This is a genomic window from Haloarcula terrestris (assembly GCF_031624315.1).
GTDB classification, from domain to species: Archaea; Halobacteriota; Halobacteria; order Halobacteriales; family Haloarculaceae; genus Haloarcula; species Haloarcula terrestris.
In genome coordinates this window covers 24526-50626 of the sequence record NZ_JAMQOM010000012.1, presented here as the reverse complement: position 1 = coordinate 50626, position 26101 = coordinate 24526, and the positions used below count along the sequence as shown (strand labels likewise).

Sequence of the window (26101 nt, the reverse complement as noted above, 5' to 3'; positions counted from 1 at the left end):
GTACGGAGGTTCAAGTACGGGAACGAGGCCACGACCCGGTATGCTCCCGGAGACTCCCGCCGTCGACCCAACAGCGACGCTCGCGCTGCTCGCTGCGGTCGGGGCGGGAGTCGGCCTTGGAACCCTCAGCGGACTTGTTCCGGGGCTACACGCCAACACCTTCGCGCTCCTGCTCGCGGCCGCGGCGAGCAGCCTGCCCGGGCCGCGGCTCTACGTCGGTGTCGCGATGCTGGCCGCGGGCGTGACACACACCTTTCTCGATGTGGTTCCAGCGCTGGCACTTGGCGTGCCGGACCCAGCGATGGCCGCCAGTGCGCTGCCGAGCCACCAGTTGGTCATCGAGGGCCGCGGCCGGGAGGCGCTTCGGCTGTCGGCGCTGGGGAGCGGCCTGGCCGTGGTGTTTGCCGTTCCCCTTGCGATTCCGCTCACCCTGTTGATGGAGCGTGTGTATCCCCTGCTCAGGCCGTGGCTGTCGGTGCTCCTCGCTGTCGTCGCCGTCCTGCTCGTGGTCACGGAGCAGGGCCGCCGTCAGCAGATCGGAGCGACATGTTCGCTGGCTGCCAGCGGCCTGCTCGGAATTGTTCTACTTGACGCACCGATCACCGGAGCATTACCCGTGTCGGACGTGCTGGTCCCGCTGTTCTCGGGGTTGTTCGGCTCGCCGGTACTTCTGGCGGCTATCGAGGGGGAGGGCGTCCCGCCACAGGCCGATGCGACGGTGACGACGCCACGTCGCACCGTTGGCGTTCTCGCAGGCATCGGCACGCTCTGTGGGGGCGCTGTCGGCTACATTCCGGGCATCTCCAGTGCCATCGCGGCCACGCTGGCACTGGGCCTGATCGCCGATCAGGGACCGCGGGCGTTCATCGTCACGACGAGCGGCGTCAACACGGCGACGGCGGTGTTTGCGCTGTTCGCGCTCATCTCGCTGGGGACGCCCCGAACCGGCGTTCTCGTCGCGCTCGACCGGGCCGAGGTGCCACTGGTGCTACCGGCGCTGCTGGCCGCGGTCGCCATCGCTGCCGTCGCCGGCGCGATACTCGTCCCGACGCTGGGCGACCGCTATCTCAGCGTCGTCGGCCAACTGGACCCGGCGTCCCTCTCGCTGTCGGTGATTGCAGTGCTCGTCTGTCTCTCCGCGCTCTTTGCCGGCCTGGTCGGCGTCGGTGCGTTCGGGGCCGCGACCGCAGTGGGACACCTCCCGCCGAAGTTCGGCGCTCGCCGGGCGACCCTAATGGGGGTGTTGCTCGTCCCGCTGGCGTTATAGGTAGCCCCGCTGGCGGAAGTGAACGAGCAGGACGGCGACGACGATCGCCATTCCGATCATCACCGCCGGGTAGCCGTACGCCCAGCCCAGTTCCGGCATGTTGTACGGGCTGTCGGCGAAGTTCATCCCGTACACGCCGACGACGAACGTCAGCGGGATGAAGATCGTCGCAACGACGGTGAGCACCTTCATCACCTCGTTCGTGGACTGGGACACCGTGTTCAGGTAGATGTCACGCGCGCCCGCCACCAGGTCGCGGTAGGTCTCGGTCAGGTCGACGATCTGAACCAGGTGGTCGTACACGTCCCGGAAGTACTTCTCAGTCTGTGGCTGGACTTCTTTTGGGTCGCCGCGGGCGAGGATACCGATGGCTTCACGCGCGGGCCAGACCTGCTTGCGAAACGAGAGGAGATCGCGACGAACGTCGTTGATCCGTTCGAGCGTCTCGATATCGGTGGACGCTGTCACCTCTTCCTCTATCGCCTCGATATCGGTCTCGATCTCGTCCAGCAGGGCGAAGTACGCGTCGACGATGACATCGATGACCCGATAGGCGGTGAAATCCGGTCCACGGTGGAGGAGTCGCTCGTCGCCGCGACCCACGGCGTCCATCACGCGCTGGACGGACAGCACGGAGCCGGTTGACAGCGTGACGACCCAGTCAGGACCGATGAACAGGCCAAGCGGTGTCGTCTTCACTTCTTTGTCGAATGTCGTCTCCCCGGGCGTGAGGGAGGCGGACTTGACGAGGGCGAACGTGTAGCCGTTGAACTCCTGGACGTTCGCTCGCACGTTGTTCTGGATGTCCTCGATAGCCAGCGAGTGGAGGTCGAAAGCGGAACTGACTGCCGCTATCTCGTCGGTTGTCGCGTCAGTGACGTGGACCCACGTCGTTCCCACTGCCCGTCGGGCGGCCGCTAGGTCCTCGTACTCCACGGCGTGTTTGCCGGAGTACACCACCGCGGAAATCACGTCTCGTCCTCCGCCGGTGTGGAGTGGCCGACGGCGGCCACCGTCAGGCCGACCATGACCGCAATCACTGCTGCGGACCGGCCGGGGTAGGCGACGCGCGTCCCGACGACGTAGCCGGCAATGCCGACAAGCGTGAGCGCCACGCCGGCGACGAACAACCGATTCATGCGTCCGTCATCACCGGCCCGAAAGAAAACAGTATCCCCGGCGTCAGTTGCCTGAATGCGAGAGGCCGCCCAGCAGCGTGTCGACCCTGTCACCCTCCCGGTCGTCGAGGCGCTCTGGGTAGACGGCGACGGCGACGATCACGTCGCCCTCGTGTTCGAAGCTGGTGAGATGGATCAAGACATCCACGTCCTGGCCCTCGATGGTCGTCGTTCCGGAGAACACGGCCACCCCACGGGACTCGCCGAGCGCGTCCACCGACCGGTTGCGCTCGAACTGGGCATCGTTGATCTGGTCGTTCCGGCTGGCGATTTCCTCGATGAGGCGTTCGTTGGACCAGGTTGCGGCGGGGTTCAGCGACTGTCCCGCCACGGTGGCGCTGGGCGTCGAGAAAACGATGAACCGCCCGGCGTTTATCTCACCCACCGGCCCGAGGTCAATACCGCGCTCGTACTGCCGGACGTGGTTCGTGACGCGGATGGTTCGCTCCTGGCCGGCGACGGTGACCGTTCGCTCGATGGTCTGCTCGTCGGCCATCGCCTGCTCGTAGCCGGTTTCTTCGAGCGCACTGTCGCTGACTGACGCCGGTGCGGAGTCGAACTCGACCGTCTCCCCGGTTATCAGGCCGACGCAGCCCGAGGTGGCGAAAAGGAGAGCCACAGCGACGGGGAGCAAATAGCGTGACATATAATGCCAAGAGCCATGCGTACGGAAAAACGCTTTGTGGCCGCTCGGCAGCGGCTGTGCCGGCCGCGTCAGCCGAAGATGCCCTGGAGGACGCCGCCGACAATGTTGATGACGGCCCACTTCACCTGGCTGACGGTCCCGATACCGGAGATGGTGATATCGTCATCGACGACGGCGTTCTTGAACTCCGTCGCGGGGTTGGCGGATGCGATGATGCGGTCCATCGTCGCCTTGTCCGTGCTCATCTGAATCGTGGCGTCGTCATGCGTTCCCAGTGCCAGTTCCTGCATCCGGAGGTTGTCGTCCAGGTTGAACGACACGGACGCCTCGGTTCCGTTTGCAGAGTCGTCCACGACGAGGTTCACGTTCTCGCCCTGCAGCTGGCTGGCCACGAACCCGAAGTCACTCACGTTGACGTTCGCGTTGTACGTCTCGACCATCGGCCCCATGTCCTCGAACATCTGGACGGCCCAGTCGGGCTGATCGCTCTGTGCGACGGCGGGGGTTGCGACTGCACCGGCCGCGGCGACGACGAGCATGAGAGAGACGACCACGCGGGTAAAATCGGCGGTAGTTGGCATGTATTTCATAACGAATATATAAACGTCTGAATAGTATATAAAGCCGTAGTGAGGCGTGTTACACCGGTTTCAGTCCGCCTACCGGGACGGAAGTGTCAGATCCGATAGGTCGGCCCGTCGTCGGTGTCTTGCACCTCGACACCGAGCGCTTCGAGTTCGTCCCGGAGTTCGTCGCCCCGCTCGTAGTTGCCCGCGTCCCGTTCCTGCTCGCGGATGTTCAGGACCAGGTCGACCACGTCGCCGGCCAGCGACACGTCGCCGCTGTCGTCCTCGCCGAACGACAGCCCCAGAATGCCGCCACCGAATTCCTCGAAAGTTTCGACAGCGCGACGGAGCCCCTGATAGTCACGGTGCTCGTGGGCGTCGAGATGAGAGTTCACTGCCGCCGTCAGGTCGAGCAGCGCGGTCATCGCTTCCCGCGTGTTGAAGTCGTCGTTCATCGCCGCCTCGAACTCAGTTCGGGCGTCTTCGGCAGCGTCGCGGAGCGTCTCGTCGGTGACCTTCGCGTAGGCGTCCACGTCGTCGCAGGCCTCGACTGCGCGCTCGTAGCCCCGAGAGAGGCGGTCCCAGCGCTCCTCGGCCTCCTCGATGGTCTCGTCGCTGTAGGTCGCCCGCGAGGTGTAGGCCGTCGACAGCAGGAAGGTCCGGAGCACGTCGGGGCCGAACTCCGCGACGGCGTCGGCGACGGTGAAGTAGTTGCCAAGCGAGGAGGACATCTTCTCCTCTTCGGTCTCCAGCAGGCGGACGTGGAGCCAGTACTTCGCGAACTGCTTTCCGGTCGCCGCCTGGCTCTGGGCCACCTCGTTCTCGTGGTGGGGAAAGACGAGGTCCTGCCCGCCGACGTGGATGTCGATGGACTCATCGAGATGCGTCATCGACATCGCCGAGCACTCGATGTGCCAGCCGGGCCGACCCTCGCCCCACGGCGAGTCCCAGGTCTGTGCGGTCTGGCAGGCCTCTTCAGCGGGTGCGGCCTCGGGGTGCTGGTGCTCGGCGATGTCCTCGGGGTCGACGCCGCCGGCCTTCCAGAGCGCGAAATCGGCCGGGTGGCGCTTTTCCCCTTCGGTGGCCTCGCCCTGTGACTCGATGTCGTCGACGGACTGGTTCGAGAGCTTCCCGTAGTCCTCGAAACTGGTCACGTCGAAGTAGACGGAGCCGTTTTGATCGTAGGCGTGACCCTGTTCGATGAGTCGCTCGACGAGGTCGATGATCTCGGGAACGTGCTCGGAAACGCGGGGGTACACCTCCGCGCGACCGAGATTGAGCGAGCGCATGTCCTCGATGACTTGCTGCACGTAGTGGCGGGCCACGTCGGCCTCGCTGTCGCCGTCCTCGCCGACGCGAGCGACGATCTTCTCGTTGACATCGGTGAAGTTCTCGACGTGGTGGACCGCATAGCCCAGGTGGTCGAGCCAGCGGGCCATCACGTCGACGTGGACCCACCCCCGCGCGTGCCCGAGGTGCGGCGGATCGGAGGTCGTCAGCCCGCAGTAGTACAGCAACACGGAGTCGGGGTCGCGCGGCTCGAAGGGCTCTTTCTCACCGGTCAACGTGTTCGTCACACGAAGCGTCATTATCGGGAAAACTGGGGCCGCCCGCTTTAAGCCGTCGGAAGGCGGCTCACCCCTGTACCGTCGCTTCGACCACCCGGAGGGCGTCCGGTCCCGCGCGGCGGCTCACCACCACGACGAGCGCCTCGTCGGTGACGCCGGCAGCGTCGACGGAAACGTCCGCCGCTCGCAGGCGTCCAAGCACCTCACCGAGTGCTGCCGGAGAAAGGTCGCCAGTGGCGACGATGCCCGTCAGCGAGCCAGCGCCCTCGGCGAAGGCGGCATCGCCGACTGCGAGGACAGCAGCCGTTTCACCGTCGGCCGGTTTGACCCGACCGAGCCCGCTCTCCATCGACACGCGGGCGTCGCTTTCGTTGGCCGGGTCGTCGTCCAGTTCCTCTGCAAACCGACGGAGTGCAGTCGCAATGGCCTCCTCCTCGCCGTCGATATCGAGCATGCGCGCGGCGGCGGTGTAGTTCACGACGCCGGCCCGAAGTGCGTCGTAGAGAAACGGGCGCTCGCGGACGGCGTCCCTGGTCGCGGCTGCGAGTGACATTAACGGCTTGCACGGCCGGCCAGGTCAAAAACGGTACTATCGGGCGCGAACGAGCGGACACGCTATCGGCGGCGACGACGCATTCGGGACTATCGCAATCACTCCCAATCGACCCCACAGAACTGCGGGGCCGCTCCCAGCGAGTGAGAACAGTCAGGGGGGATTGTCCCTCTCGACGCCCACCTTCTACATGAGGGAAAGACAATGGCGATTGCACAACGCGAACGGCAGGTGTTCGGAGAGCCCCTGAAAACGACGGAGCGGGTCATCGGTGGTCTAGCCGTGGCCGCTGGCGCGCTGGGACACGCCGCGCTGCTTGCGGCCGCCGCACTGCTGTGTTACGTCCTCCTGTTCGGGCTGTAGCCGAATGGCATCGTCCCGCAACCACTCAATCTCCGAGTTCGATACCGCCCAGCCCGCCGGCCATCCGGACGGGCCAACGAAGGCCCTAAGGACGGCTCGGCCCAATCGAAGGTATGGACGAAGCGCTCGTTATCGCGGCCCACGGCTCGCACCTGAACGCTGAGTCGAGCACGCCCACCTACGACCACGCGGACACGATTCGGGCGACCGGCGCGTTCGGCGAGGTCCGTGAGTCCTTCTGGAAGGAGGAACCATCGTTCCGAGAGGCGCTACGGACCGTTGACGCCGACGAGGTGTATCTGGTCCCGCTGTTCATCTCGGAAGGCTACTTCACCGAGCAGGTCATTCCCCGGGAGTTCCGGCTGGCGGACTGGGACCCCGAGCTGTGGGACTCTGACGGGACGAGCGCGACTAACGCGACGCTGACCGCTGAAGACACAGAACAGACGGTCCACTACTGCGGTCCGGTCGGGACACACGACTCGATGAGCGATGTCATCGTCCAGCGGGCCGAATCAGTCACTGGCGACCCCGATGTCGGCGAGGGATTCGGTCTCGCAGTCGTCGGCCACGGCACCGAGCGCAACGAGAACTCCGCGAAAGCCATCCAGTACCACGCTGACCGCATCCGCGAGCGGGGGCGCTTCGACGAGGTGCAGGCGCTGTTCATGGACGAAGACCCCGAAGTCGACGATGTGGCGGACTACTTCGAAAGCGACGACATCGTCGTCGTGCCGCTGTTCATCGCCGACGGCTTCCACACCCAGGAGGACATTCCCGAGGACATGGGGCTGACTGACGACTACCGGACGGGCTACGACGTGCCGACCACGGTCGAGGGCCACGACATCTGGTACGCCGGCGCGGTCGGCACGGAGCCGCTGATGGCCGACGTGGTGCTGGAGCGGGCTGCTGACGCGGGTGCCGACGTGGACAGCGCTATCAAACAGGTGCGCGAGGAGACCGGCGGCGCAAAGCCCGCGACCGGAGACTGACGACGCCGACCGTCGCCGTCGGGACAGCAATCGTGACAGAATCCGCCGCTGGCTGGCCGGAACCAGCCGACTTTTGCCGACCGAGTTCCGTTTTCCCGTATGGACGGCGAGTACGTGGACGCACTGGTGGCAACCGCCCCCGACGGCATCGCCTTCGACGACCTCCACGTGGCCCACGAGACCGACGGCTACACGTTCCAGACGCCGGACCTGGATCACACTGGTATCGACGAAGAGACGCTCCGGTCGGTGGCGTCGGAGTCACCGCACGTCCGCAACTGGTACTTTTGGCACGCTGTCGCGCCCCAGAAGCCGGACCGCTGGGCGTTCCTCCGCTGGCTCGAAGGCGCAGAGCAACGGGACGTGGCCGAGCGCTACGACGCGCTCGCGGACGGGGTCTCCGTGACCTGGGGTGAACTCCACCTGACCGTCACGCTCTCCGAGGGGGAACGGACCTACGGCGTCCGACACCGCGCCGACGCCGATGTCGGAACCAGCGCGCTCGACACCCACGACGACCCGCTCGATGCCCGCGAGATCGCGAAACACGACGACGATGGTAACTACCGCCCGCTCAAGACCGCGCCGTCGCTCCAGACCGGCTGGGTGTTCCCCGAGCTATCGGCTGACGAGTTCGTCACGACAGTCGACGCGTTCTACCCGGCAACCATCGCGAACTGGCACCGCGAGCGGGAGGGCGAACTCGACGTGAACCACTGGCGGGACACCGTCGACCGCCAGACGGGAATCTACGGCGTCGTCAGTACCTGGGACCGCGGCGACGGCCACGAACACGTCAACTGGGTCGCCGAGGCCTGCTGTGACGACTCCCAGTGTCTCAAGCGCCGGGAGTGGCAGTACGACGAGGAGACGGACCTCGATGTCGACGGCGGATCGGGTGCGTTCCCCTGCCGCGAACCCTGCTCGCTGGTCATCGCCGGCGCGCGCCAGTGGACGAAACTCGAAGGCGAGGGGACCCAGACCTACGAGTTCGAACTCACGCCAAGCGAGAAAGAACAGCTAGAGGCCATTATCGACGCTGTCGCCGACGGCGAGGCCGAGGACATCCGCGAGGCCGACATCTACGAGGGGGCCAACCGGTACCGAACGCGGTTCCTGCGGGCGAAGCTGTTCGACGACGAGGGGAACCTCGCTGGCGTCGAGACGGAGCAGTGACTCGCTTGCTTTCAGGACGAACGGACGACAGCGACAGACAGCAGTCCAAGCAAAACCGTAACCACGAGGACCGCGCCGACGGTCAACAGCAGATTCTGGGTGAGCACCAGCGTGATGAGTCCCGCGATCAGGACCGTGAAACCGCCGGCTGCCAGTATCGGCCCCGTCGAGAGGGTTTCGAGACTTGGCTCTGACTTCGTCGCCGGTTTCGGCTGTGGTTTCGCCAGATCGTCGTCGACGATGACCGGTTCGTTCTCGGTGCCGCCCTCGGGGATGAATACGTCGACGTACCGGGTCTCAGCGCCGTGGGCCGTCACGACCTTGAGTTTGCCACGGACCGGGCCATCGCCGTCGATAGCCACCCTGACTGGACGCTCGGTCTCGGCCTGGACGTAGTGGTTCGTGGCCTCAAGCGACGCAATCGAGGACAGCGAATCGTCGAGATGGAGATGAACATGCAGTGCCTCACCGTGGTTGTGTAACTGCACGTCGAAGCTCCCTGTCGCGTCGAACTCTGTTGGAACCTCCAGGCTGTGGATGTCCGTCCGATTGAGGTGCACGGGCAGGGAGTCAGGCACGGCAGTGACTCCGCGGGGCGAGGAAAAAAAGGTTCAGGCCGGTGCCTCGTCGCGCATGTCCGGCGGGAGCAGGTTCGGAATGCCGTCCTCGATGGGGAACGTCTCACCACACTCGGTACAGACGAGTTCGCCCGACAGGATTTCCCCGTCATCGCGCTCTGTCACTTCGAGGTCGAGGTCGTGTTTGTCCAGAGGGCAGCAAATGATTTCCATCAGGTCCTCTTTCATACGTTCGGCCAGGACCGGCGGTCGCAAAAGTCTGCCGCTCTCCCAGTGGCTGTTGCCACGTAGCGGTGACTGGCGGGCGTGTGTCCAACGGCCGAATACGACAGAGAAACCCGTTAGAACGGCTCTTCGCGGACGATGGTTTCGCCGCGGCCGGGACCGACACCGATGGCGTAGGCCGGCGTATCGAGCTCGGACTCGATGTACTCGACGTACGCCTTCGCGTTCTCCGGGAGCGCGTCGTACCCCTCGTCGGCGGCATCCGCCCAGTCGACCTCGGGCCAGCCGTCGAAGGTCTTGAAAGTGGCCTCACACCGCGCCCACTGCTCGGTGGTCGCGGGCATCGACGCCAGTTCCTCGCCGTCGAGCGTGTACGTGTGGCCGACCTTCACTTCGTCGAGGCCGGCGAGCACGTCGAGGTGGTTGATAGCGATCCCGGTGAAGCCCGAGACACGTGTCGAGTGGCGGAGCATCGGCAGGTCCAACCAGCCGACCCGTCGCGGGCGGCCAGTGACGGTACCGTACTCGCCGCCCTCCTCGCGGATGTAGTTCGCCAGCTCCTCGTTTTCGCCTTCGCCCTGCTCGTCGTAGCCGGGCGTGTCGCCGACGACACCGCCGAGTTCGGTCGGCAGCGGGCCGCTCCCGACGCGGGTGAGGTACGCCTTCACGATCCCGATAACTTCGCCGTTGCCGACGACGCCGGGGCTGAGTCCGGTCCCGGTCGCCGCGCCGCCCGCCGTCGGGTTCGAGGAGGTGACGTAGGGGTAGTTCCCGTGGTCGATGTCGATTATCGTCCCCTGTGCGCCCTCCAGCATGACGTTCTGGCCCTCGTCGATAGTCGCGCTGAGGAAGGCACCAGCGTTGACGGTCATGTCCTCGGCCTCGAAGCGGCGGCCGAACTCGCGGAACTCCTCGAAGATGGCATCCACATCTAAGGCATCTGGGTCCTCAAGCTCGTTGATGTCGAGGCCGTACACGTCCTCGACGACGGCCCGCTTCTGCGGGACGACGTATTCGAGGCGCTCCCGAAGCACGTCCGGGTCGAGCAGATCGCCGACACGGACGCCGCGGCGGCCGGCCTTGTCCTCGTAGGTCGGGCCGATACCCCGGCCCGTGGTGCCGACTTCCTGATCCGTCTCACTCTTTACTTTCTCCTCGATACCGTCGAGCACGCGATGGAACGGAAGAATGACGTGTGCTCGTTCGGCGATGCGAACGTCCGGGTCGAGGCCGCGTTCCTGAAGCGTGTCTATCTCGTCGAACAGCGTTCGCGGATTGACGACGCACCCGTTGCCGAGCACGCCGACCTTGCCGCGGATGGCTCCGCTCGGAACCAACGAGAGCTTGTACTCCTCGCCCTCGTGGACGACGGTGTGGCCGGCGTTGTCGCCGCCCTGATAGCGCGCGACGACATCTACGTCGTCGCCGTACAGGTCGACGATGCCGCCCTTCCCTTCGTCGCCGAGCTGTGAGCCGACGATGGTTACGGTCATCGCACGCACCTTCCAGCCACCGTGATAAACAGATTACGGTCCGGATATCACGCTCGTGAGCAGTACCCATGTGAATCGTTACGACGGTTTTAAGACACCCCTGTTCGAACGTATCAACGTTATAGCGGTTGTCCGAGGGAGAACCTTTAAATACCACAAACACAAGTTAACAATTGCCATGATAGACAGGCTTGAGAAGGAAGTTGACATGCTGGAGCGCCACTTGCAAGTGCTTCGCATGGTTATCGAGAACGAGCCTATCGGAATCGTGAAGATGTCCAACGAAACCGGCTACCCGCACCACAAAGTGCGGTACTCTCTGCGCGTTCTCGAAGAAGAGAACCTCATCGAGCCCTCCAGCCAGGGTGCGATCACGACCGAACAGACCGGTGAGTTCGTCGACGACCTCGACGAGAAGGTCGACGAGATCATCGACAAGCTCGAAGGTATGAAGATCGAAGACGCGGCCGAAATCGAAGGCTAAGCTTCTCTCTTAGAGTTCCGGGACCGCCAGGTGGAACTCCTGGTTTCTCGCTTCTAACAGACAGAGGTGAAAGCCCTCCTTGCGCGAGAGGTTCACGAAGCTCTTCCGCTTATCGCGGTTGAACAGCCCGCTAGAGGTGGCTTCCTCGGCGGTTTCGAGCGCCCCCGGCTCGAAGAAACTGCTCGTCACGAGAAACGCCGACGCGAGCGACCCGGAGGCGTTGCCGACCCGCTCGGCGTTGCGAATGAGGTCCGACATCTGGCCTTCGGAGGCCGGTTCGCGCGAGTCGTTGATGTTGGCGACGACCAGCGGGTTCCCCATCCGGTCGCGGACGACCACATCGAACCGTTCCTGCGAGCGGTTCTCCTGGCCGTCTTCCGTGTATTTCACCGTCACGTTCCCGTTGAGTTCAGCGCGGTCGATGGCCGGGAGACCCTCGTACAGGTCCTTCATCGCCCCCGCGTGCCCGGTGTCCCGGATCTCATAGAGGAGGTTCCGAATGAGCCAGTTGACGAAGCGGTACTGGATGCTGTCTTCGAGGAACTCCTGGAACGGCGTCCCGCCGACTGTGGCTCCCTCAGCTTCGAACTGTGTGTGGTACTCCAGTCTGAGATTCGCCTCGACTTCCTCGCGGCTCGCGTCGCTGTCTTTGGCGTCTTCCAGCGTCGCTTTCCCCTTCGAGTCGTACCTGACGAAGAGGTTTGTCCCGTTTATCGCCTCGCTGGCGCTGAGCCGTGCACCGCTTGCGCTGGTGTCGTCCTGCTCGTCGAGTTGCTCTTCCAGCCGGCTGATCTCGGCGCGTGCGTCCGCCAGCTCCGACTCCAGACGGTCGCGCTCGTCCCGGAGCTCCTGGTTCGTGGCCTCCAGGTCCGCGATGTCGGCTTCGAGTGCAGATACCGCCTCGGCCCGCTGTTCCAGTTCCGACTCCAGTTCGGCGACGCGTTCGGGCTCGGGCGACGACGTGGCCTCGTCTGCCGGCGGCTGTGACTGGCCCGCCGTCGACGGTTGGGACGGCTGGTCACTGGTCGGTTGCGAGTCCTGTTCAGCCGCAGTAGGGTTCTCCTGGGACGGCGTCGTCTGGGCATCGGACCCGGCCGACGGCGTCGGGTCGTCCTGTGCCGGCTGATCGCGTCGCGGCGTCGATGCCTGTGGCCCCCCTGTTGGCGGGGTTTGCGTGGGTTCGACGCTCGTGGTCGGGCTCTCCTGGGCGCCCCCGGACTTGTTCGGGTCCAACGACGGAATCGAGCGCGTTTCCAGGCCTGCGCTTGACTCGCCCGACCCGGACTCCGGCGTCGAAGCCGCCGCCGTCCCGGACTGTGACTGGGCCGGCTGTGGCTCGTGACTCCGGCTCGGGTTCGCGTCGGTCGACTCCGCGCTGCCCTCGGTCGCGGTCGGCGGTTCGCTCTGTGCCGGCGAACTCCGGGCACTGGCTTGCTGGGTTTCCTTCGTCTCTGATGGCTCTGTCGCCGGGCTTCTTGACTCGGCCGCTGCCGCAGTGTCGCGGTCAGTGGTCTGCTGGTCGGGGGCACTGCGGTCGGATTGCGGGGCTGTTTCGGTGTCGGTCTCCGTGGTCGCTCGCGTGTCCGGTGTGTCGTCCGTATCCAGCGTCTCGTCCGCTTCCGGCTGGTCGTCCGTACTCGGCTCGGAACCCCGGCGGGACCGATCGGATGTCGCACCGGCGGCTTTCGACCCTGGCGGCCCCCCGCTTGCGGGACTGCGATCCGGCGTCGATTCTGCCGCAGGCTGGGTCTGATCGGTGCCATCGGTACTGGTGTCCGCAACGGCACCCGACGGCGTCTCCACCGGTTCGTCGCTGCCAGCGCCGTCCCGGGGTGTCGGCTCGTCAGGCTCCACCTCATCTGTCGGCCCTGCGTCTACCGCGTCAGCGTCGTCCGGTTCCGCAGCGGCGTTTAGGTCATCACCGGCATCGAGCGGATCGGCGGCAGCCGCCGCGTCCCCCGACTCTTCGTCCGTGTCGTCTTCCGGCGGCTCCGGAATCTCGATTGGCTCGATGTCGACCGGCATGACCTCGTAGATACCGACCTCGTCGTTGGCCGTCTCGAAGGCTTCGTCGTCAGTGAGCAGCTTATCGGAGTTGCCGACCCAGGCGACGCTCATCGAGCGGCCCTGGTGATAGACAGTGTAGTAATCGCCCGAGAGGACGTTCTCGGAGAGTTCGATAAAACCGGTAAAGTTGCCGCTCGACAGCGTTTGGTCGACTTCTTCGAGGGCTGTGTCTTCGGTGTAGTACTGCGCCTTGACCTCGTCGGCACGCTCCTGCATCACTGCAAGCAGGGGCAGGGCCTCGTGTGGCGACCGTTTCGCTGTTCCCGACGCGTCCTCGAAATCGTCGATAGTGCCGTCGAGGACGCCGACGACGGTCCCGTTCAACATGAACAGGCGCGTCGGACCCGCAATGACCGCGCCGGAGAACTCCTGTCCGGCGAGTTTCTGCAGGCCCGCGAACCCGCCATCGAACGGAACCGACTCCCAGCCGTCGACCCGTTCGACCGTGCGTGTACTCATTACTCCCACCAAGCCGGATGGCAGACAAATAGTTTGTGCCCACAACATCAGTCGTTTTTCGGGTGGGACGACTGACGGAGCGCTTTTTGTCACCCCCGGAGAAGGGTAGTCGAATACCTCCAATGGTGGTCGATATCGTTCGCGTCGTCGGGTTCGGTGTCTGTGGCGTGTTTACCGTCGTGCTGGGCCTCGTCCACTTTGCGATGCCCCGCTTGCTTGATTTCGACGGCGCGATACCGACCGAGGGAGCGCCGCTGCGCCCGCTCTCGCTCCTGGTGGTCACCTACCAGACGAAACGGTCGGATGTGCGCGGCATCGCCCAGATAATGAATCACGCCGTGAGCTACGTGTTGGTGACTATCGGCGTACTTGACCTCCTCGTAAGCCGGTGGCTCGGAGCGTGGTTCGCGCCGTATCTACTCGTGTGGCTCGCAGTCTGGTGGTTTCTCAGGGCGGTAACCCAGCGACACATGGGTTCGCGGCCCGGCGACTGGCTCGTCGCGGCCGGTTTTACTGCAATCGGCGGGTTCCACCTTGCGTTCGGCATCGTTGTCTGGCCGTAGCACCACCGGTCCGATGGACATATGACCCAGCGGTCGCAAGTACGGGTATGGTAGAGGAGCCGGGACTGAGCGACCAGTATCCGACCGCGAGTCCGTGGCCGGTGTTCGTCGCACTGGGACTAGCACTGTCAGAGATCGGCGTGTTCGTCGGCCTCTTTCCGGTGGCCGTCTTCGGGCTGATTCTGTTCGGCGGCAGTATCGCCGGCATCCTGACCGAGTCCGGCTACGTCGAGCGGCCGTGGCCGACCCTGCTGGGCGTCGGCGCGGTTCTCATCGTCGTCGCCGCTGCGTTTACTGTCTGGCAGGTCCCGGCCGCCGAAATCGCGCTGTCGAACGTCGGAACCGGACCGCTGCTCACTCGGCTGGTCGCCGTCGCCGTGGCTGGCGTCGTGATGATGGCGATGGGCAGTGTCGCCTCGATAATGGAACAGACTGCGGCGTGAGACGGATACCGGCCCGTTTGAGCGAAACCAACACTCTATTTACTGGCCTGTTCTAACGGCTATTCATGGCACTGTTCGGGTTCGAAAAAGACACCCTGCTCGACCTCACTGTGAACGTCATCCCGCTGGGGATTCTCTTCTTCTTCATCGTCGCGTTCGCCGCGTTCCCGGCGTTCGGAACCGATCCCGTCTTCTCCGGGATGCAGTTCGCACTGATGATCTCGATGTTCCTGCTGCTCGCCGTCCTGACCTACTACGCCGGGAAGGCCATCGAGGGCGCCGAACAGGAGTCCGGCGAACTCGGCCACGAGGATTGAGCAACAGGCACGGACAACTCGTTTCCGGAACCGACTGTACCGGCCATCGGAAGACAGCGCGTAGGACCTCGTGTTTCTGTGTCTGCATTGCCGGATGGGAGCCGTATTTCGTCGTCGTTGCTGCAGGAATCGACCCTTTGATAATGTCCCAGTCCTGAAGGACGACTATGGTAGCAGGAGATCTTGTGCTGACGGGGCTGATGGCCGTCCTCCTCGTCGGCGTCGCCGCGCTTCTCACCCGTGTCGAGAACTGGCGGTCGTACACGCCGCTGGCGGGTGGCGGCGCCGTCACGGGCGATGAGACGCCGGTCATCAACCGGGAAAAGCCCGCAGGTATCATTCGCTGGCTAACAACCGTCGACCACAAGGACATCGGGCTGTTGTACGGTGTGTACGCGGTCATCGCGCTGGCCGTCGGTGGCGTTATGGCGATGCTCATCCGCATCCAGCTCGTCGTTCCAGGTGGGGCGATTCTGGGCAACAACGCCTACAACTCCATCCTGACGAGTCACGGCATCACGATGTTGTTCCTGTTCGGGACGCCGATCATCGCGGCGTTCGCGAACTACTTTATCCCGCTGCTCATCGGGGCCGACGACATGGCGTTCCCGCGGATCAACGCCATCGCATTCTGGATCCTTCCGCCCGCCGCGTTGCTCATCTGGGCCGGGTTCTTCCTCGCGCCGGTGACCGAGAACATGATCGAGCCGGCCCGCACGGCCTGGACGATGTACACGCCGCTGTCGGTTGAGCAGACCAACCCCGGCGTCGACCTGATGCTGCTGGGACTGCATCTCTCCGGTATCGGGGCGACGATGGGGGCGGTCAACTTCATCGCGACCATCTTCACGGAGCGTGACGGCGAGGTCAACTGGGCGAACCTCGACATCTTCTCGTGGACGATCCTTACCCAGTCCGCGCTGATCCTCTTTGCCTTCCCGCTGCTGGGGAGCGCCATCGTCATGCTCCTCCTTGACCGCAACCTCCAGACGACGTTCTTCGCCGTCGAGGGTGGCGGCCCGCTGCTGTGGCAGCACCTGTTCTGGTTCTTCGGCCACCCCGAGGTGTACATCCTCGTCCTGCCGCCGATGGGACTTGTCAGCCTCATCCTGCCGAAGTTCTCCGGCCGAAAGCTGTTCGGCTTCAAATTCGTCGTCTACTCCACGCTTGCCATCGGCGTCCTTTCCTTTGGCGTCTGGGCCCACCACATGTTCTCGACGGGCATGGACCCGCGGCTCCGGGCCTCGTTCATGGCTGTCTCGCTGGCTATCGCAATACCCAGCGCCGTCAAGACGTTCAACTGGATCACGACGATGTGGAACGGCCGCCTACGTCTGACGACGCCGATGCTGTTCTGTATCGGCTTCGTCTCGAATTTCATCATCGGCGGCGTCACGGGCGTGTTCCTCGCCTCCATCCCCGTCGACATGATCCTGCACGACACCTACTACGTCGTGGGGCACTTCCACTACATCGTGATGGGAGCCATCGGCTTCGCGGCCTTCGCCGGCATCTACTACTGGTTCCCGGTGTTCACCGGCCGGATGTACCAGCGCACGCTCGGGAAGGCCCACTTCTGGCTCTCGATGGTCGGGACCAACATCACGTTCTTCGCGATGCTCGCGCTGGGCTATCTGGGCATGCCGCGACGCTACGCCACCTACCAGTTCGACGGCGCTATCGCGCCGCTGACGCAGGTCCAGACGTTCCACCAGCTCGCGACCGTCGGCGCGGTCATCCTGTTCATCGGCCAGCTGTTCTTCGTCTGGAACATCGTCCAGTCGTGGCTCGAAGGGCCGAAAGTCGAGGACGGCGACCCGTGGAACCTCGAACGTGACGGTATGCTGGACCGCGAGTTCCAGTGGTTCGACAAGCAACTCGAAGCCGAGGAACCGGAGAAAGACCCGTCGCTGCTCGCTGACGGCGGCCAGGAAGACGAGTAACGGGCGGCAGTCGAGCTTTTTGCTGTTGTGTGCGTTCGTTGAATGTAGTGGCGACCGGAGTACGCGTCAGCTCGCGCCGGAGACGAGCACCATGGCCGTCACGAACATCATAAGCGCGATTCCCGACAGGACGAGAAACAGCAGTTCCTTCTGGGACATAGGCCCCCTACGGGACGGAAGTGAAAAAGGCTAATCGTCTCGGTGCCTTCGTTCCCACATGAACGACCAAGTCGACGGCCGGTCCGGGCGGAAAATTGTCGTTCGGCTGTACGTCAGCATCGTCGTGCTCGCCGGCGTGATGGGGTTCGTACTGGGCAGCATTCGCCCGGAGGACCTCGACCCGGAGCTGTTCGGCGTCATCGCGCTGCCGCCGACGCCCTTTGGTGTGGCCCTGTACGGATTCATTACCGTCGGGGTCGGCCTCGGCGCGTTGCTCGGACTGGTCATGTACGTCTCCGAGCGGGTCGACGAGACGACGCCGAATTAGGCGACGCTCGCTGTTTCCTGATAGCTGCCGTACTCGGCTTCGAAAACGGCCATGATCTCGCCCATCGTCGCGTAGGCTTTTACCGCGTCGATGATGACCGGCATGACGTTCCCGCCGTTTGCGACCACGTTCCGGAGTTCGTCGAGCGCTGCTTCAACGGCCGCGTCGTCCCGGTCCGCCTTGACCGTCGCTAAGCGGTCGCGCTGGCGCTCCTGTACGTCTTCGTCGACGGTCAGAATCTCGGGTTCGGTGTCCTCCTCGACAGTGTACTTGTTGACGCCGACGACGATTTCTTCATCGCTTTCGACGCGCTCCTGGTACTCGTAGGCGGCGTCCTGAATCTCGCGCTGGAAGTAGCCTTGCTGGATGCCCTCGATGACGCCGTCCCGAACCGACCCGTCGCCGAGTTCGTCCCTAATATGGGTGATGTAGGCCATCGCCTTCTCCTCGACCTCGTCGGTCAGGGATTCGATTGCGAAACTGCCGCCCATCGGGTCGACGATGTCCGCGGCACCCGATTCCTCCGCGATGATCTGCTGGGTCCGGAGGGCGACGCGGACGGCTTGTTCGGAAGGCAGGGCCAACGCTTCGTCGAAACTGTTCGTGTGCAGACTCTGGGTCCCGCCGAACACGCCCGCGAGGGCCTGAATCGTCACCCGAACGATGTTGTTCAGTGGTTGCTGGGCTGTCAGCGACTGCCCGGCGGTCTGGGTGTGGAACTTCAGTTGCTTGCTCTCCTTGGCCTCGGCCCCGTACCAGTCGTCCATCACGCGGGCGTAGATGCGCCGGGCCGCACGGAATTTCGCGATCTCCTCGAAGATTGAGTTGTGTGAATTGAAGAAAAAGGAGAGCTGGGGGGCGAACTCGTCGACCCCCATGCCGCGATCCAGCCCGTCCTCGACGTAGGCGAAGCCGTCCGCGAGCGTGAAAGCGAGTTCCTGTACCGCGGTCGAACCGGCCTCGCGGATGTGATAGCCCGACACCGAGACGGGCTTGAACTTCGGCGTCTCCTGGCTGGCGAACTCGATCACGTCGGTGACCAGTTTCAGCGACGGCTCGGGCGGAATGACCCACTCCTTCTGTGCGATGAACTCCTTGAACATGTCGTTCTGGAGGGTGCCCCGGATTTCCTCGCGTGGGACCCCCTGCTGGTCGGCCAGCGCGATGTACATCGCGTAGATAACCGGCGCGCTGGGGTTGATAGTGAAGGAGGTCGACACCTCATCGAGATCGATGCCGTCGAAGAGCCGCTCCATATCCGCCAGCGTGTCGACAGCGACGCCCTCCTTGCCCACCTCGCCGTCGGCCATCACGTCGTCGGAGTCGATGCCCATCAGCGTCGGCATGTCGAAGGCCGTTGACAGCCCGGTCTGGCCCTCGTCGATGAGGTAGTGGAACCGTTCGTTGGTCTCATCAGCGGTGCCAAAGCCCGCGAACTGCCGCATGGTCCAGGGCCGACCGCGGTACATCGTCGGGTAGACGCCGCGGGTGAACGGCTCCTCGCCGGGGAAGCCGATGTCGTCCTCGTAGTCGATATCGTCGACATCGAGCGGGGTATAGAGCCGGTCTACGTCCAGATTCGACACGGTGGCGAACCGGTCCTTGCGTTCGCCGTAGGCGTCCAGTACGGGGTCGCGCGTCTCCGATTCCCACTCGTCTTTCCGCTCGCGAATGCGCTGGAGGTCCGACTCGTCGAACATGCCTTCGTATTTGTCATCATTTAGCAAGAAGGTTCGGGCGACACGGGTTTTGCGTTCCGAGACGCGAGAACGAGTGGGGTCAGTTCTGGAGTCGCTCCGTCGTCTGGACGAGCGGGTGGTGCGCGTAGTCGACGACCTCGATGTCGTCGATGGACTCCAGGTCGGAGTCTGCCGCGGTTTCGGCCATTCCGAGTTCGACCGTCTCGTCAAGGACGATGACGTAGGCGTCCATCTCGTCGATATCCAGTCGTGCCGCGGCTTTCACGCGGTGGTGGCCGTCCGCCAGCAGGAGGTCCCCGCCGTTGTCGATGACGACCAGCGGCTCTGCCAGCCCCCGTTCGAGTTCGTACACCCGGCCTTCGAGTTCGTCGGCGTACACCGTCGTCTGTGTTGGTGTCAGGTCGTCGAGTTCCACCTCTCGGCGGTCCTCGTGTGTCCTGATCCCGTGGATGTTCTCAAGTGTTCGACTGAGCTTGTCCACCTTCCCCGGCGTCGCCCGCTCGATCTGGGAGCGGATCACGTCGGCGTTCGAGATGATCCCGACCAGGTGGCCGGCGTCGTCGACAACCGGGAGTTTCTGGATGCCTGACCGCAGGATAACGCGGGCGGCGTCCTGAACGGCCATATCTGGGTGCGCCACGAGGATGTCCTCGGTCATCACGCGGAACATCGGCTCGTGATCTTCCGCGAGCAACAGGTCACGGGCGCTGACGAATCCCTCGACGCGGCGGCCGTCGGTCACCGGAAACCCGCTGAAATGGTCGTTGTCGGCGATGCGTCGGGCGACCTCCCCGACAGTGTCGTCGAGTTCGACGGTGGCAACCTCGCGTGTCATGTAGTCTCCGACCGTCGGTCGACTCGATTCCTCCATCGACTCAGCGTTCTCGACCGACGGCAAAAAAGGCTCGCCTACGACGAGTCGGCGTCATCTGGTTCGACGAGTGAGTCCGTGCTGACCCCTTCCGTGTCGGCCGTCTCGTCGTCCGCCGCATCCGTCGCGTCATCGTCCGCCGCATCTGTCTCGTCGTCCGCCTCATCCGCCGCGTCATCGTCCGCTGTACCCGTCGCGGTGCCGTTCCAGTCCCATTCGGTTTCGCCATCCGGCGCGTCGGGCCTATCGCGAGCTGTCACGAGATCGGTCTCGCCGTCCTGCCTGAGCGCCGTTGGTTCCGTGAACGCGGCCACATCGTAGTCAGAGCGCGCGTAGACGTGCCCGAGCAGGCGGTGGGACCGCGACTGGATAGCGTCGAGAAACCGATCCGAGACGATAGAGCGGACGATGTCCTCCAGTGACTCCTCGCGCTCGTCGACGGTATCCATCACTCCCAGGTCGATCTGTGCGCCCGCCATGTCGGCGTGGCCGCCCGCGGAGCCGATCTGTCCGAAGGCGTCCCGCAGAGCCTCGCCCAGGTCGATATCCGCTCCGCGCGCCCGTGCGGAGGCGTAAATCGTTCCGTCGATGACGCCGTACACCATCGTCGCCTGCACGCCTTCGAGATCGAGCAGCCTGTCGGCCGCCTGTGCGAGCGCGTCCCGGTCGCCGATCTCGCCGACACCGGTCAGGAGCACCGATCCCTCCTGCTCGCGGTTCGTGATCGCGCGGCCGATGACCGACAGCGTCTCCGGGCTGACGCTCGGGTCTTCGATACGCTGGAGCGTCGCCATATCGGCGTTCGTCACGAGGTGCGCGGCGGCCTCGAAGTCCGCCGCGACGACCTCTCGCCGGAAATCCTTCGTGTCGACCTGGATTCCAAACAGCAGGCCCGTCGCGATTGGCGTCGGGATGTCGATGTCGAAGCGCTGGAGGTAGTCGACAAGCAGCGTACTCGTCGCCCCGACGCCGCTCCGGAGGTCAACGTAGCGGGCCTCGATCGGGACACGCGGCGGATGGTGGTCGATGACGATATCAATAGGGGTATCGGGCGGGAGCTGGTCGTTAACACCGGCTCTGGAGTGGTCGACCAGCGCGAACCCGTCGAACGCCGCCAGTTCGTCCGTCGAATCGGCATCGAGGTTCCGGAGGTCGAATTCGAGGAGGTTCACGAACGCCCGGTTCTCCTGGTGGGAGATCTCCCCGTAGTAACAGACCGTCACTTCGCAGCCGGCCCGTTCTGCGAGCGTGGCGAGGGCGACGGCGCTGGCGATTGCGTCCGGGTCGGGGTTGTCGTGGGTGACGACGGCGAGGTGGTCGTCAATCGTCCGTAGTACCTGATTGAGCTGTCTGGCTCGTGTTCCCTCGTCACCGACGGACTTGGCGAGGTGATCGGTGACGACGGCCAGCGGATCGACCACGCGGTCCGCCACGCTGTCGAGTCGGTCGCGCTGCTCGGCCGTCGCGCCGCGGCCGGCGTAGGCAAAGAGGAACGCGTCGGGAAAACAGTCACGCGCGGCCGCCGCCGCCGCGGCGTTCCGTTCGGGGTCCTCGCTGGCGACGATGACGCTCTCGGGCCGGACATCGAGATCGGCGAGCACGGCCGGGTCGGACTGGTCCGCTTCGAGCACGTTGATACCGTCCGCCCGAAGCGTCTCAGCGCGGTGCTCGTCTTCCGTCACGACCGTCAGCTCGCCGCGGTCATCGCTAATCCCATCGAGAAGGTCCGCGGCCGTCGGCCCGAGTCCGAGCACCAGCCGAGAAAGCATACCCTGCAGTCAGCGCTGGAGCGTCTAAAAACCCGTTACTTCAGCCGTTCCTGGAGAAACGACGGATGTGCGGCGGTAACGCCGTCAAGGGCGAGAATCTTGTCCTCGATCACGTCTGCCAGCGAGTCCCCATCTATCGCTCGGACCTCCGCCATCAGCATGTGATCGCCGCTTGAGGTGTACAGTTCCTCCACCTCAGGGATCTCCTTGAGGTTCCGCGTGGCTTCGACGTAGCAATCGCTGGCAATATCGATGCCGACCAGGGCAATCGACTGGCCAGCCAGTTTCTTCGGGTCGACATCGGCGGAGTAACCGACGATGACGCCCTCCTCTTCGAGTTTCTGGATGTACTTTCGCACCGTCGGCTTCGATACATCGGCTCGTTCCGCGATTTCTGCGTACGAAGCCTGTGCGTCCTCTTCAAGGACCGACAGGATTCGACGCTCCGTGGACTCGGCACTCATGGACTATTCTTTTCGGTGCATGAAAAAATATCTTCCGAACCAGAAACCCTCGTTCGGGGGATATCTGTGGGCCGCCAGCGACGCTTACTTATGGTGTTCGAGGAGGTTGTCGTAGGTCCGCTCCCACTCGGCGTCCTCGTCGAAGTACCGCTCTGCGAGCGGTTCCTCGGGCATCTCACCGATCTGGCGCTTCTCCTCGCCGTAGGAGGGTCGCGCGTCTTCGACGTACATCCGACCGGTCAGCACTTCGCCCTCGTACAGTCGCTCCTCGGTCTTTCGCATCATCTCGGCGGCTTCCGCGCGGTCCGAGACATCGAAGTCGAACTCGTCGGACTGCTGTACATCCGTGTACGGGACGTAGTGTTTCGCGTCCTTGTTCCAGGTCGGACACTGGGTCAGGAAGTCGATGTGCGCGAAGCCGTCGTGTTCGATGGCCTCGGCGATGATCTCCTTGGCCTGGTTCGGGTTGACAGCCGCCGTGCGGGCGATGTAGGTCGCGCCGGCGTTGAGCTGCTGGGACAGCGGCCGGATCGGCGACTTCGCCGAGCCGTGGGGCTGTGTCTTGGACTTGTGGCCCTTCGGCGATGTCGGCGAGGTCTGGCCCTTGGTCAGCCCGAAGATCTCGTTGTTGAACACGATATAGGTCATATCGTGGTTCTCACGGGCCGTATGGATGGTGTGGTTCCCACCGATACCGTAGCCGTCGCCGTCCCCGCCGGCCGCGATGACTTCGAGGTTGGGGTTGGCGAGCTTCGCGGCCCGGGCGACGGGCAGCGAGCGGCCGTGGATGGTGTGGAACCCGTAGCTGTTGAAGTAGCTGTTGAGCTTGCCGGAACAGCCGATACCGGTAAACAGCGCGACCTCGTCAGGGTTCTTGCCGACTTCCGGCATGGCCTGCTTGAGCGCCTTGAGGACGCCGAAGTCGCCACAGCCCGGACACCAGGTCGCCTGCGGTTCGATGCCGGGTGTGAACTCGTCGCGCTCGATCTCGCGTTCTTCGTTGATTGCTGAGAATGCACTCATTGGTTAGTCACCTGCCGCGGGGACGTACTTCATGTTGCTCGCGGCGAGTTCCTCGCCGTCGATGCTAGATTCGAACCCGTCGACGATCTCGGCGGGCTCGAAGGGGTTGCCGTTGTACTTGAGCAAGCTCGACATCTTGTCGCCGTACTTGCCGAGTTCCTTCTGGGTCAGGCCGCGGAACTGGGCCGTGGCGTTCATCTCGACGACGAGCGCCTCGTCGACAGATTCGAGCCACTCGGAGACCTCGTCTTCCGGGTACGGGGCCATGTCGGAGACGCCAAGCGCCTTCACGGAGTGGCCGTTCTCGTTGAGCCGGTCGACGGCCTCGAAGACGGTCCCCTGCTGGCTGCCCCACACGAGGATGCCGTAGTCGGCGTCCTCGGGACCGCGATAGGTCTGGTGGGACGTGTTCTCGTCCAGGTCAGCGCGGATGTCGTCGAGCTTGTTGAGCCGACGGTTCATCTGGGCGATGCGGTTCTCGGGGTCCTCGCTGATGTGGCCCGATGGGTTGTGCTCGTTACCCGTTGCCAGGAAGCGGCCGTCTTTCTGGCCCGGCACGGAGCGCGGGCTGACGTTCGAACCGTCCTCGGGCTCGTGGAGGAACCGCTGGAATTTCCCGGAGGAGTGGTGGGCTGCGTCCTGAATTTCATCTTCGGTGAGGACCGAGCCGGGATCGGCGTTCGGTTCCTCGTCGAAGTGGCTGGCCGGGAGGTTCCGGAGCTCGCCCTGGATCTTCTGGTCGTAGATGACGATGGACGGGATCTGGTACTCGTAGGCGATGCGGAACGCCGAGCGGGTCTGTGTGTAACACTCACGGATGTTCGCGGGCGCGAACACGACGCGAGCCGAATCGCCCTGTGACGTGTACAGGACGTGTTCGAGGTCAGCCTGCTCGGGCTTGGTCGGCATCCCCGTCGAGGGGCCGGCTCGCATCGCTTCGACCAGCACGATGGGCGTCTCGGTCATCTCCGCCAGTCCGAGCGGTTCGGACATCAGCGCGAAGCCACCGCCGGAAGACCCGGACATGGCTTTCACGCCGGCGTGGGACGCGCCGAGTGCCAGCGCGGCGGCGGCGATCTCGTCCTCGACCTGCTCGGAGATGCCACCGAACTCGGGCAGGTGTTGGGACATGATCGTGAACACGTCGGTCCACGGGGTCATGGGGTAGCCCGAAATGAAGCGACAGCCCTCGTCGATTGCGCCGTAGGAGATGGCGTTCGAGCCCGAGAGAATGACCTGCTCCTCGTCGTGGGAGCTCTCAGGCACCTCGATATCGTGGTCGATATCGAGTTCGCTAGCGGCTTCGTAGGCGTCCGCAAGAACGTTGAGGTTCGCCTCCTGCATGTCGCCGCTCATGTTCTGTTTGATGAGCTGCTCGAACTCGTCGGTACTGATGTCGAGAATGGCCGCTGTCGCGCCGATACCGGCCGTGTTCCGCATAATCTCACGGCCGTGTTCCTTGGCGATACCGCGGAGGTCCATCGGCACGACGTGCCAGTTGTTCTCCTCGGCGGCCTCTTCGAGACCGATCTCGTCGACATCCTCGTCGTCGAGCAGCCCCTCGTCGTAGAGGAGGATGCCGCCCTCGCGGAGGTCGTCGAAGTTCTCGTACAGCGGTTTCAGCTCCTCTTTGCCGTAGTAGGCTTCTTCCTGTGGGTTCCGGGCGAAGGAGTCACCCAGGGCTAGCAGGAAGTTGTAGCCGTCCCCGCGGGACTGTACCGGTTCGTCTTTCGCACGTACTTCGACGTACGTGTGGCCGCCGCGGATACGCGACGGGTAATGGCGATGCGTGAACACGTTCAGCCCCGACCACATCAAGGCCTTCGCGAAGTTCTGGCTTGTCGAGTCGATTCCGTCACCGGAACCACCGGCGATTCGCCAGATTAGTTCGTTGTCTGTCATGGTGAAATCCTCGGCCCCAGCTCTGGTGCCGTACCCTTCCGTTGGGGGGCCATGACTAAAGATTTTCCACTACAACACCACTCATTAATCGTTATCTTTCGTCTCAACCACCTCAGATTGCCGTTTTCGAAATCCGGTTTCATCACTTTTGGTACGTGTTCGCGTGACCAGTATATGACGCTGATAAATACGTATCAGATACGATTGATAAGACGTGTTACGATCTCCCGGAACGACTAACACAGTGAGTACCGATATACAGTCGAGGATGTCGTTAACGGAACTCATCGCCGGTGTCGAGAACCACCAGAAGACGCTGACCGTCTTCAACGCCGGGTCGACGGCAGCCGAGGACCTGCGCGAGCGCTTCGCGGACCGCAACGTCCACGTACAGACCGAGCAGACTGCGAGCGGACGACCGGGCGAGTTTATCACTCTCAGCGAGGACGGGGAAGTCATCGCGGCCGCGAGTCTCACCTCGTTTACCGAATCGCTCGACGAAGGGCGACGATACATCACGCGGGACAACAGCCCCTACGCATCGATTCTCGATCACCTCGACGAGACGATGTTCACCTCGTGGTCGATCCAGCGGATGACCGCGGCGTCCCGCGAGATCGAGGACCGCGCGTGGCGAGTTGGACAGGGAACATTACACGCGGGCTTTCAGACCCTTTCGACCTTGCAGGGCGAACTCGACCTCTACGAGCGGCTGGGTGAGACGGACGTAGATGTCCACGCCTACGCCGTCCCGGATGTCGAACCACCCGAGTACAGCACGTTCTCGTTGCATCTGGAACGGTCGGAGGAAATAGCTGACTCGTGGTTCGTCGTGTTCGACGGCGGCGGCGACCCGACCCAGAAGTGCGCCCTGCTGGCCGAGGAGCGCGAGCCGCGGGAGTTCTACGGCTTCTGGACCTACGACGAGTCTACGGTTGACTGGATCATCGACTATCTGGAGGAGACGTACGGCTATCTCGAACAGTGAGTCGCGTTCGAAG

Annotated in this window: 27 protein-coding genes; 11 read left to right on the top strand and 16 right to left on the bottom strand. The window is 64.0% G+C overall.

Translation table 11 applies throughout. The features are described 5' to 3' along the window. Positions 1 to 40 precede the first annotated feature (40 nt). Positions 41 to 1267, top strand: a complete 1227-nt coding sequence (locus NDI54_RS18710) for a tripartite tricarboxylate transporter permease (protein WP_310897919.1) — start codon at positions 41 to 43, stop codon at positions 1265 to 1267. On the opposite strand, the gene corA is transcribed toward NDI54_RS18710, so the two are convergent. From corA to NDI54_RS18680, 6 genes are all read right to left on the bottom strand, one after another. Next, on the bottom strand, positions 1262 to 2239 hold the full coding sequence (gene corA, locus NDI54_RS18705; RefSeq protein ID WP_310897918.1) for a magnesium/cobalt transporter CorA: 978 nt from the start codon (positions 2237 to 2239) through the stop codon (positions 1262 to 1264). The genes NDI54_RS18710 and corA overlap by 6 nt on opposite strands. After that, complete coding sequence (locus tag NDI54_RS18700; RefSeq protein WP_310897917.1) at positions 2236 to 2406, bottom strand: hypothetical protein; 171 nt, start codon at positions 2404 to 2406, stop codon at positions 2236 to 2238. Before NDI54_RS18700 ends, corA begins: the two co-directional genes overlap by 4 nt. A gap of 43 nt (positions 2407 to 2449) precedes the next feature. Next, entirely contained in the window at positions 2450 to 3091 is a 642-nt protein-coding gene (locus NDI54_RS18695; protein ID WP_310897916.1) for a DUF6517 family protein, read from the bottom strand. 68 nt (positions 3092 to 3159) lie between these two features. Then, the gene (locus tag NDI54_RS18690) at positions 3160 to 3672 is read right to left on the bottom strand and encodes a hypothetical protein (protein ID WP_310897915.1); all 513 of its coding nucleotides are present in this window, start codon (positions 3670 to 3672) and stop codon (positions 3160 to 3162) included. A gap of 95 nt (positions 3673 to 3767) precedes the next feature. Then, positions 3768 to 5246 (bottom strand): cysteine--tRNA ligase, encoded by a 1479-nt coding sequence (gene cysS, locus NDI54_RS18685; protein WP_310897914.1) that lies wholly within the window; start codon positions 5244 to 5246, stop codon positions 3768 to 3770. 46 nt (positions 5247 to 5292) lie between these two features. Next, complete coding sequence (locus tag NDI54_RS18680) at positions 5293 to 5778, bottom strand: DUF7523 family protein (RefSeq protein WP_310897913.1); 486 nt, start codon at positions 5776 to 5778, stop codon at positions 5293 to 5295. A 204-nt stretch (positions 5779 to 5982) separates the two neighbouring features. On the opposite strand from NDI54_RS18680, the gene NDI54_RS18675 reads away from it, so the two are divergent. The 3 genes from NDI54_RS18675 (at position 5983) to NDI54_RS18665 (ending at position 8312) form a co-directional block, all read left to right on the top strand. After that, entirely contained in the window at positions 5983 to 6141 is a 159-nt protein-coding gene (locus tag NDI54_RS18675) for a hypothetical protein (RefSeq protein WP_310897912.1), read from the top strand. Positions 6142 to 6254: 113 nt separating this feature from the next. Next, entirely contained in the window at positions 6255 to 7136 is an 882-nt protein-coding gene (locus NDI54_RS18670; RefSeq protein ID WP_310897911.1) for a CbiX/SirB N-terminal domain-containing protein, read from the top strand. 99 nt (positions 7137 to 7235) lie between these two features. After that, positions 7236 to 8312, top strand: coding sequence for a DR2241 family protein (locus NDI54_RS18665; RefSeq protein ID WP_310897910.1), 1077 nt, complete (start codon positions 7236 to 7238; stop codon positions 8310 to 8312). A gap of 11 nt (positions 8313 to 8323) precedes the next feature. Here the strand turns inward: NDI54_RS18665 and NDI54_RS18660 are convergent, their stop codons facing one another. The 3 genes from NDI54_RS18660 to NDI54_RS18650 form a co-directional block, all read right to left on the bottom strand. Continuing rightward, positions 8324 to 8890 carry a DUF7524 family protein gene (locus NDI54_RS18660; protein WP_310897909.1) on the bottom strand — a complete coding sequence of 189 codons (567 nt, stop codon included), beginning with the start codon at positions 8888 to 8890 and terminating at the stop codon, positions 8324 to 8326. Between the two features lie 33 nt (positions 8891 to 8923). Next, on the bottom strand, positions 8924 to 9118 hold the full coding sequence (locus NDI54_RS18655) for a methytransferase partner Trm112 (protein ID WP_053969444.1): 195 nt from the start codon (positions 9116 to 9118) through the stop codon (positions 8924 to 8926). 113 nt (positions 9119 to 9231) lie between these two features. Continuing rightward, entirely contained in the window at positions 9232 to 10608 is a 1377-nt protein-coding gene (locus NDI54_RS18650; RefSeq protein WP_310897908.1) for an adenylosuccinate synthase, read from the bottom strand. A 178-nt stretch (positions 10609 to 10786) separates the two neighbouring features. Here NDI54_RS18650 and NDI54_RS18645 point away from each other — a divergent pair, with 178 nt between their 5' ends. After that, positions 10787 to 11092 (top strand): hypothetical protein, encoded by a 306-nt coding sequence (locus tag NDI54_RS18645; protein ID WP_004516266.1) that lies wholly within the window; start codon positions 10787 to 10789, stop codon positions 11090 to 11092. A gap of 9 nt (positions 11093 to 11101) precedes the next feature. Here NDI54_RS18645 and NDI54_RS18640 read toward each other — a convergent pair whose 3' ends face one another. After that, positions 11102 to 13618 carry a DUF7527 domain-containing protein gene (locus NDI54_RS18640; protein WP_310897907.1) on the bottom strand — a complete coding sequence of 839 codons (2517 nt, stop codon included), beginning with the start codon at positions 13616 to 13618 and terminating at the stop codon, positions 11102 to 11104. A gap of 122 nt (positions 13619 to 13740) precedes the next feature. Between NDI54_RS18640 and NDI54_RS18635 the strand changes: the two genes are divergently transcribed. The 5 genes from NDI54_RS18635 (at position 13741) to NDI54_RS18615 (ending at position 17371) form a co-directional block, all read left to right on the top strand. Next, positions 13741 to 14181: a hypothetical protein gene (locus NDI54_RS18635; RefSeq protein ID WP_310897906.1), complete on the top strand. Its 441-nt coding sequence runs from the start codon at positions 13741 to 13743 to the stop codon at positions 14179 to 14181. Positions 14182 to 14228: 47 nt separating this feature from the next. Further along, on the top strand, positions 14229 to 14624 hold the full coding sequence (locus NDI54_RS18630) for a DUF7541 family protein (RefSeq protein WP_310897905.1): 396 nt from the start codon (positions 14229 to 14231) through the stop codon (positions 14622 to 14624). A 65-nt stretch (positions 14625 to 14689) separates the two neighbouring features. Further along, complete coding sequence (locus tag NDI54_RS18625) at positions 14690 to 14941, top strand: DUF6684 family protein (protein ID WP_310897904.1); 252 nt, start codon at positions 14690 to 14692, stop codon at positions 14939 to 14941. Positions 14942 to 15108: 167 nt separating this feature from the next. Further along, positions 15109 to 16884, top strand: a complete 1776-nt coding sequence (ctaD, locus tag NDI54_RS18620; protein WP_310897903.1) for a cytochrome c oxidase subunit I — start codon at positions 15109 to 15111, stop codon at positions 16882 to 16884. 217 nt (positions 16885 to 17101) lie between these two features. Beyond that, complete coding sequence (locus tag NDI54_RS18615; protein WP_310897902.1) at positions 17102 to 17371, top strand: DUF7520 family protein; 270 nt, start codon at positions 17102 to 17104, stop codon at positions 17369 to 17371. On the opposite strand, the gene NDI54_RS18610 is transcribed toward NDI54_RS18615, so the two are convergent. The 6 genes from NDI54_RS18610 to NDI54_RS18585 all read right to left on the bottom strand — a co-directional run bounded on the left by NDI54_RS18610 (position 17368) and on the right by NDI54_RS18585 (position 25100). Then, positions 17368 to 19071 (bottom strand): methylmalonyl-CoA mutase family protein, encoded by a 1704-nt coding sequence (locus NDI54_RS18610; protein ID WP_310897901.1) that lies wholly within the window; start codon positions 19069 to 19071, stop codon positions 17368 to 17370. The two genes, NDI54_RS18615 and NDI54_RS18610, sit on opposite strands and share 4 nt — an antisense overlap. 79 nt (positions 19072 to 19150) lie before the next feature. Then, positions 19151 to 19942, bottom strand: coding sequence for a CBS domain-containing protein (locus tag NDI54_RS18605; RefSeq protein WP_310897900.1), 792 nt, complete (start codon positions 19940 to 19942; stop codon positions 19151 to 19153). Positions 19943 to 19980: 38 nt separating this feature from the next. Continuing rightward, on the bottom strand, positions 19981 to 21711 hold the full coding sequence (locus NDI54_RS18600; RefSeq protein ID WP_310897899.1) for a DHH family phosphoesterase: 1731 nt from the start codon (positions 21709 to 21711) through the stop codon (positions 19981 to 19983). Positions 21712 to 21746: 35 nt separating this feature from the next. Beyond that, complete coding sequence (lrpA1, locus tag NDI54_RS18595) at positions 21747 to 22175, bottom strand: HTH-type transcriptional regulator LrpA1 (protein ID WP_310897898.1); 429 nt, start codon at positions 22173 to 22175, stop codon at positions 21747 to 21749. Between the two features lie 84 nt (positions 22176 to 22259). Continuing rightward, positions 22260 to 23198: a thiamine pyrophosphate-dependent enzyme gene (locus tag NDI54_RS18590; protein ID WP_310897897.1), complete on the bottom strand. Its 939-nt coding sequence runs from the start codon at positions 23196 to 23198 to the stop codon at positions 22260 to 22262. A gap of 3 nt (positions 23199 to 23201) precedes the next feature. Further along, complete coding sequence (locus NDI54_RS18585) at positions 23202 to 25100, bottom strand: 2-oxoacid:acceptor oxidoreductase subunit alpha (protein WP_310897896.1); 1899 nt, start codon at positions 25098 to 25100, stop codon at positions 23202 to 23204. A gap of 268 nt (positions 25101 to 25368) precedes the next feature. Here NDI54_RS18585 and NDI54_RS18580 point away from each other — a divergent pair, with 268 nt between their 5' ends. After that, positions 25369 to 26088 carry a DICT sensory domain-containing protein gene (locus NDI54_RS18580; protein ID WP_310897895.1) on the top strand — a complete coding sequence of 240 codons (720 nt, stop codon included), beginning with the start codon at positions 25369 to 25371 and terminating at the stop codon, positions 26086 to 26088. Positions 26089 to 26101: the final 13 nt, after the last annotated feature.

What these genes read in the sequence shown, in the direction of transcription:
- NDI54_RS18635 (WP_310897906.1), top strand. Translation starts at nt 13,741, where the DNA reads ATGGTGGTCGATATCGTTCGCGTCGTCGGGTTCGGTGTCTGTGGCGTG.
- NDI54_RS18585 (WP_310897896.1), bottom strand. Translation starts at nt 25,100, where the DNA reads ATGACAGACAACGAACTAATCTGGCGAATCGCCGGTGGTTCCGGTGAC.
- NDI54_RS18695 (WP_310897916.1), bottom strand. Translation starts at nt 3,091, where the DNA reads ATGTCACGCTATTTGCTCCCCGTCGCTGTGGCTCTCCTTTTCGCCACC.
- NDI54_RS18630 (WP_310897905.1), top strand. Translation starts at nt 14,229, where the DNA reads ATGGTAGAGGAGCCGGGACTGAGCGACCAGTATCCGACCGCGAGTCCG.
- NDI54_RS18640 (WP_310897907.1), bottom strand. Translation starts at nt 13,618, where the DNA reads ATGAGTACACGCACGGTCGAACGGGTCGACGGCTGGGAGTCGGTTCCG.
- NDI54_RS18625 (WP_310897904.1), top strand. Translation starts at nt 14,690, where the DNA reads ATGGCACTGTTCGGGTTCGAAAAAGACACCCTGCTCGACCTCACTGTG.
- lrpA1 (WP_310897898.1), bottom strand. Translation starts at nt 22,175, where the DNA reads ATGAGTGCCGAGTCCACGGAGCGTCGAATCCTGTCGGTCCTTGAAGAG.
- NDI54_RS18615 (WP_310897902.1), top strand. Translation starts at nt 17,102, where the DNA reads ATGAACGACCAAGTCGACGGCCGGTCCGGGCGGAAAATTGTCGTTCGG.
- ctaD (WP_310897903.1), top strand. Translation starts at nt 15,109, where the DNA reads ATGGTAGCAGGAGATCTTGTGCTGACGGGGCTGATGGCCGTCCTCCTC.
- cysS (WP_310897914.1), bottom strand. Translation starts at nt 5,246, where the DNA reads ATGACGCTTCGTGTGACGAACACGTTGACCGGTGAGAAAGAGCCCTTC.
- NDI54_RS18680 (WP_310897913.1), bottom strand. Translation starts at nt 5,778, where the DNA reads ATGTCACTCGCAGCCGCGACCAGGGACGCCGTCCGCGAGCGCCCGTTT.
- NDI54_RS18690 (WP_310897915.1), bottom strand. Translation starts at nt 3,672, where the DNA reads ATGCCAACTACCGCCGATTTTACCCGCGTGGTCGTCTCTCTCATGCTC.
- NDI54_RS18605 (WP_310897900.1), bottom strand. Translation starts at nt 19,942, where the DNA reads ATGGAGGAATCGAGTCGACCGACGGTCGGAGACTACATGACACGCGAG.
- NDI54_RS18675 (WP_310897912.1), top strand. Translation starts at nt 5,983, where the DNA reads ATGGCGATTGCACAACGCGAACGGCAGGTGTTCGGAGAGCCCCTGAAA.
- NDI54_RS18580 (WP_310897895.1), top strand. Translation starts at nt 25,369, where the DNA reads ATGTCGTTAACGGAACTCATCGCCGGTGTCGAGAACCACCAGAAGACG.
- NDI54_RS18700 (WP_310897917.1), bottom strand. Translation starts at nt 2,406, where the DNA reads ATGAATCGGTTGTTCGTCGCCGGCGTGGCGCTCACGCTTGTCGGCATT.
- NDI54_RS18610 (WP_310897901.1), bottom strand. Translation starts at nt 19,071, where the DNA reads ATGTTCGACGAGTCGGACCTCCAGCGCATTCGCGAGCGGAAAGACGAG.
- NDI54_RS18665 (WP_310897910.1), top strand. Translation starts at nt 7,236, where the DNA reads ATGGACGGCGAGTACGTGGACGCACTGGTGGCAACCGCCCCCGACGGC.
- NDI54_RS18645 (WP_004516266.1), top strand. Translation starts at nt 10,787, where the DNA reads ATGATAGACAGGCTTGAGAAGGAAGTTGACATGCTGGAGCGCCACTTG.
- NDI54_RS18655 (WP_053969444.1), bottom strand. Translation starts at nt 9,118, where the DNA reads ATGAAAGAGGACCTGATGGAAATCATTTGCTGCCCTCTGGACAAACAC.
- NDI54_RS18590 (WP_310897897.1), bottom strand. Translation starts at nt 23,198, where the DNA reads ATGAGTGCATTCTCAGCAATCAACGAAGAACGCGAGATCGAGCGCGAC.
- NDI54_RS18710 (WP_310897919.1), top strand. Translation starts at nt 41, where the DNA reads ATGCTCCCGGAGACTCCCGCCGTCGACCCAACAGCGACGCTCGCGCTG.
- NDI54_RS18650 (WP_310897908.1), bottom strand. Translation starts at nt 10,608, where the DNA reads ATGACCGTAACCATCGTCGGCTCACAGCTCGGCGACGAAGGGAAGGGC.
- NDI54_RS18600 (WP_310897899.1), bottom strand. Translation starts at nt 21,711, where the DNA reads ATGCTTTCTCGGCTGGTGCTCGGACTCGGGCCGACGGCCGCGGACCTT.
- NDI54_RS18670 (WP_310897911.1), top strand. Translation starts at nt 6,255, where the DNA reads ATGGACGAAGCGCTCGTTATCGCGGCCCACGGCTCGCACCTGAACGCT.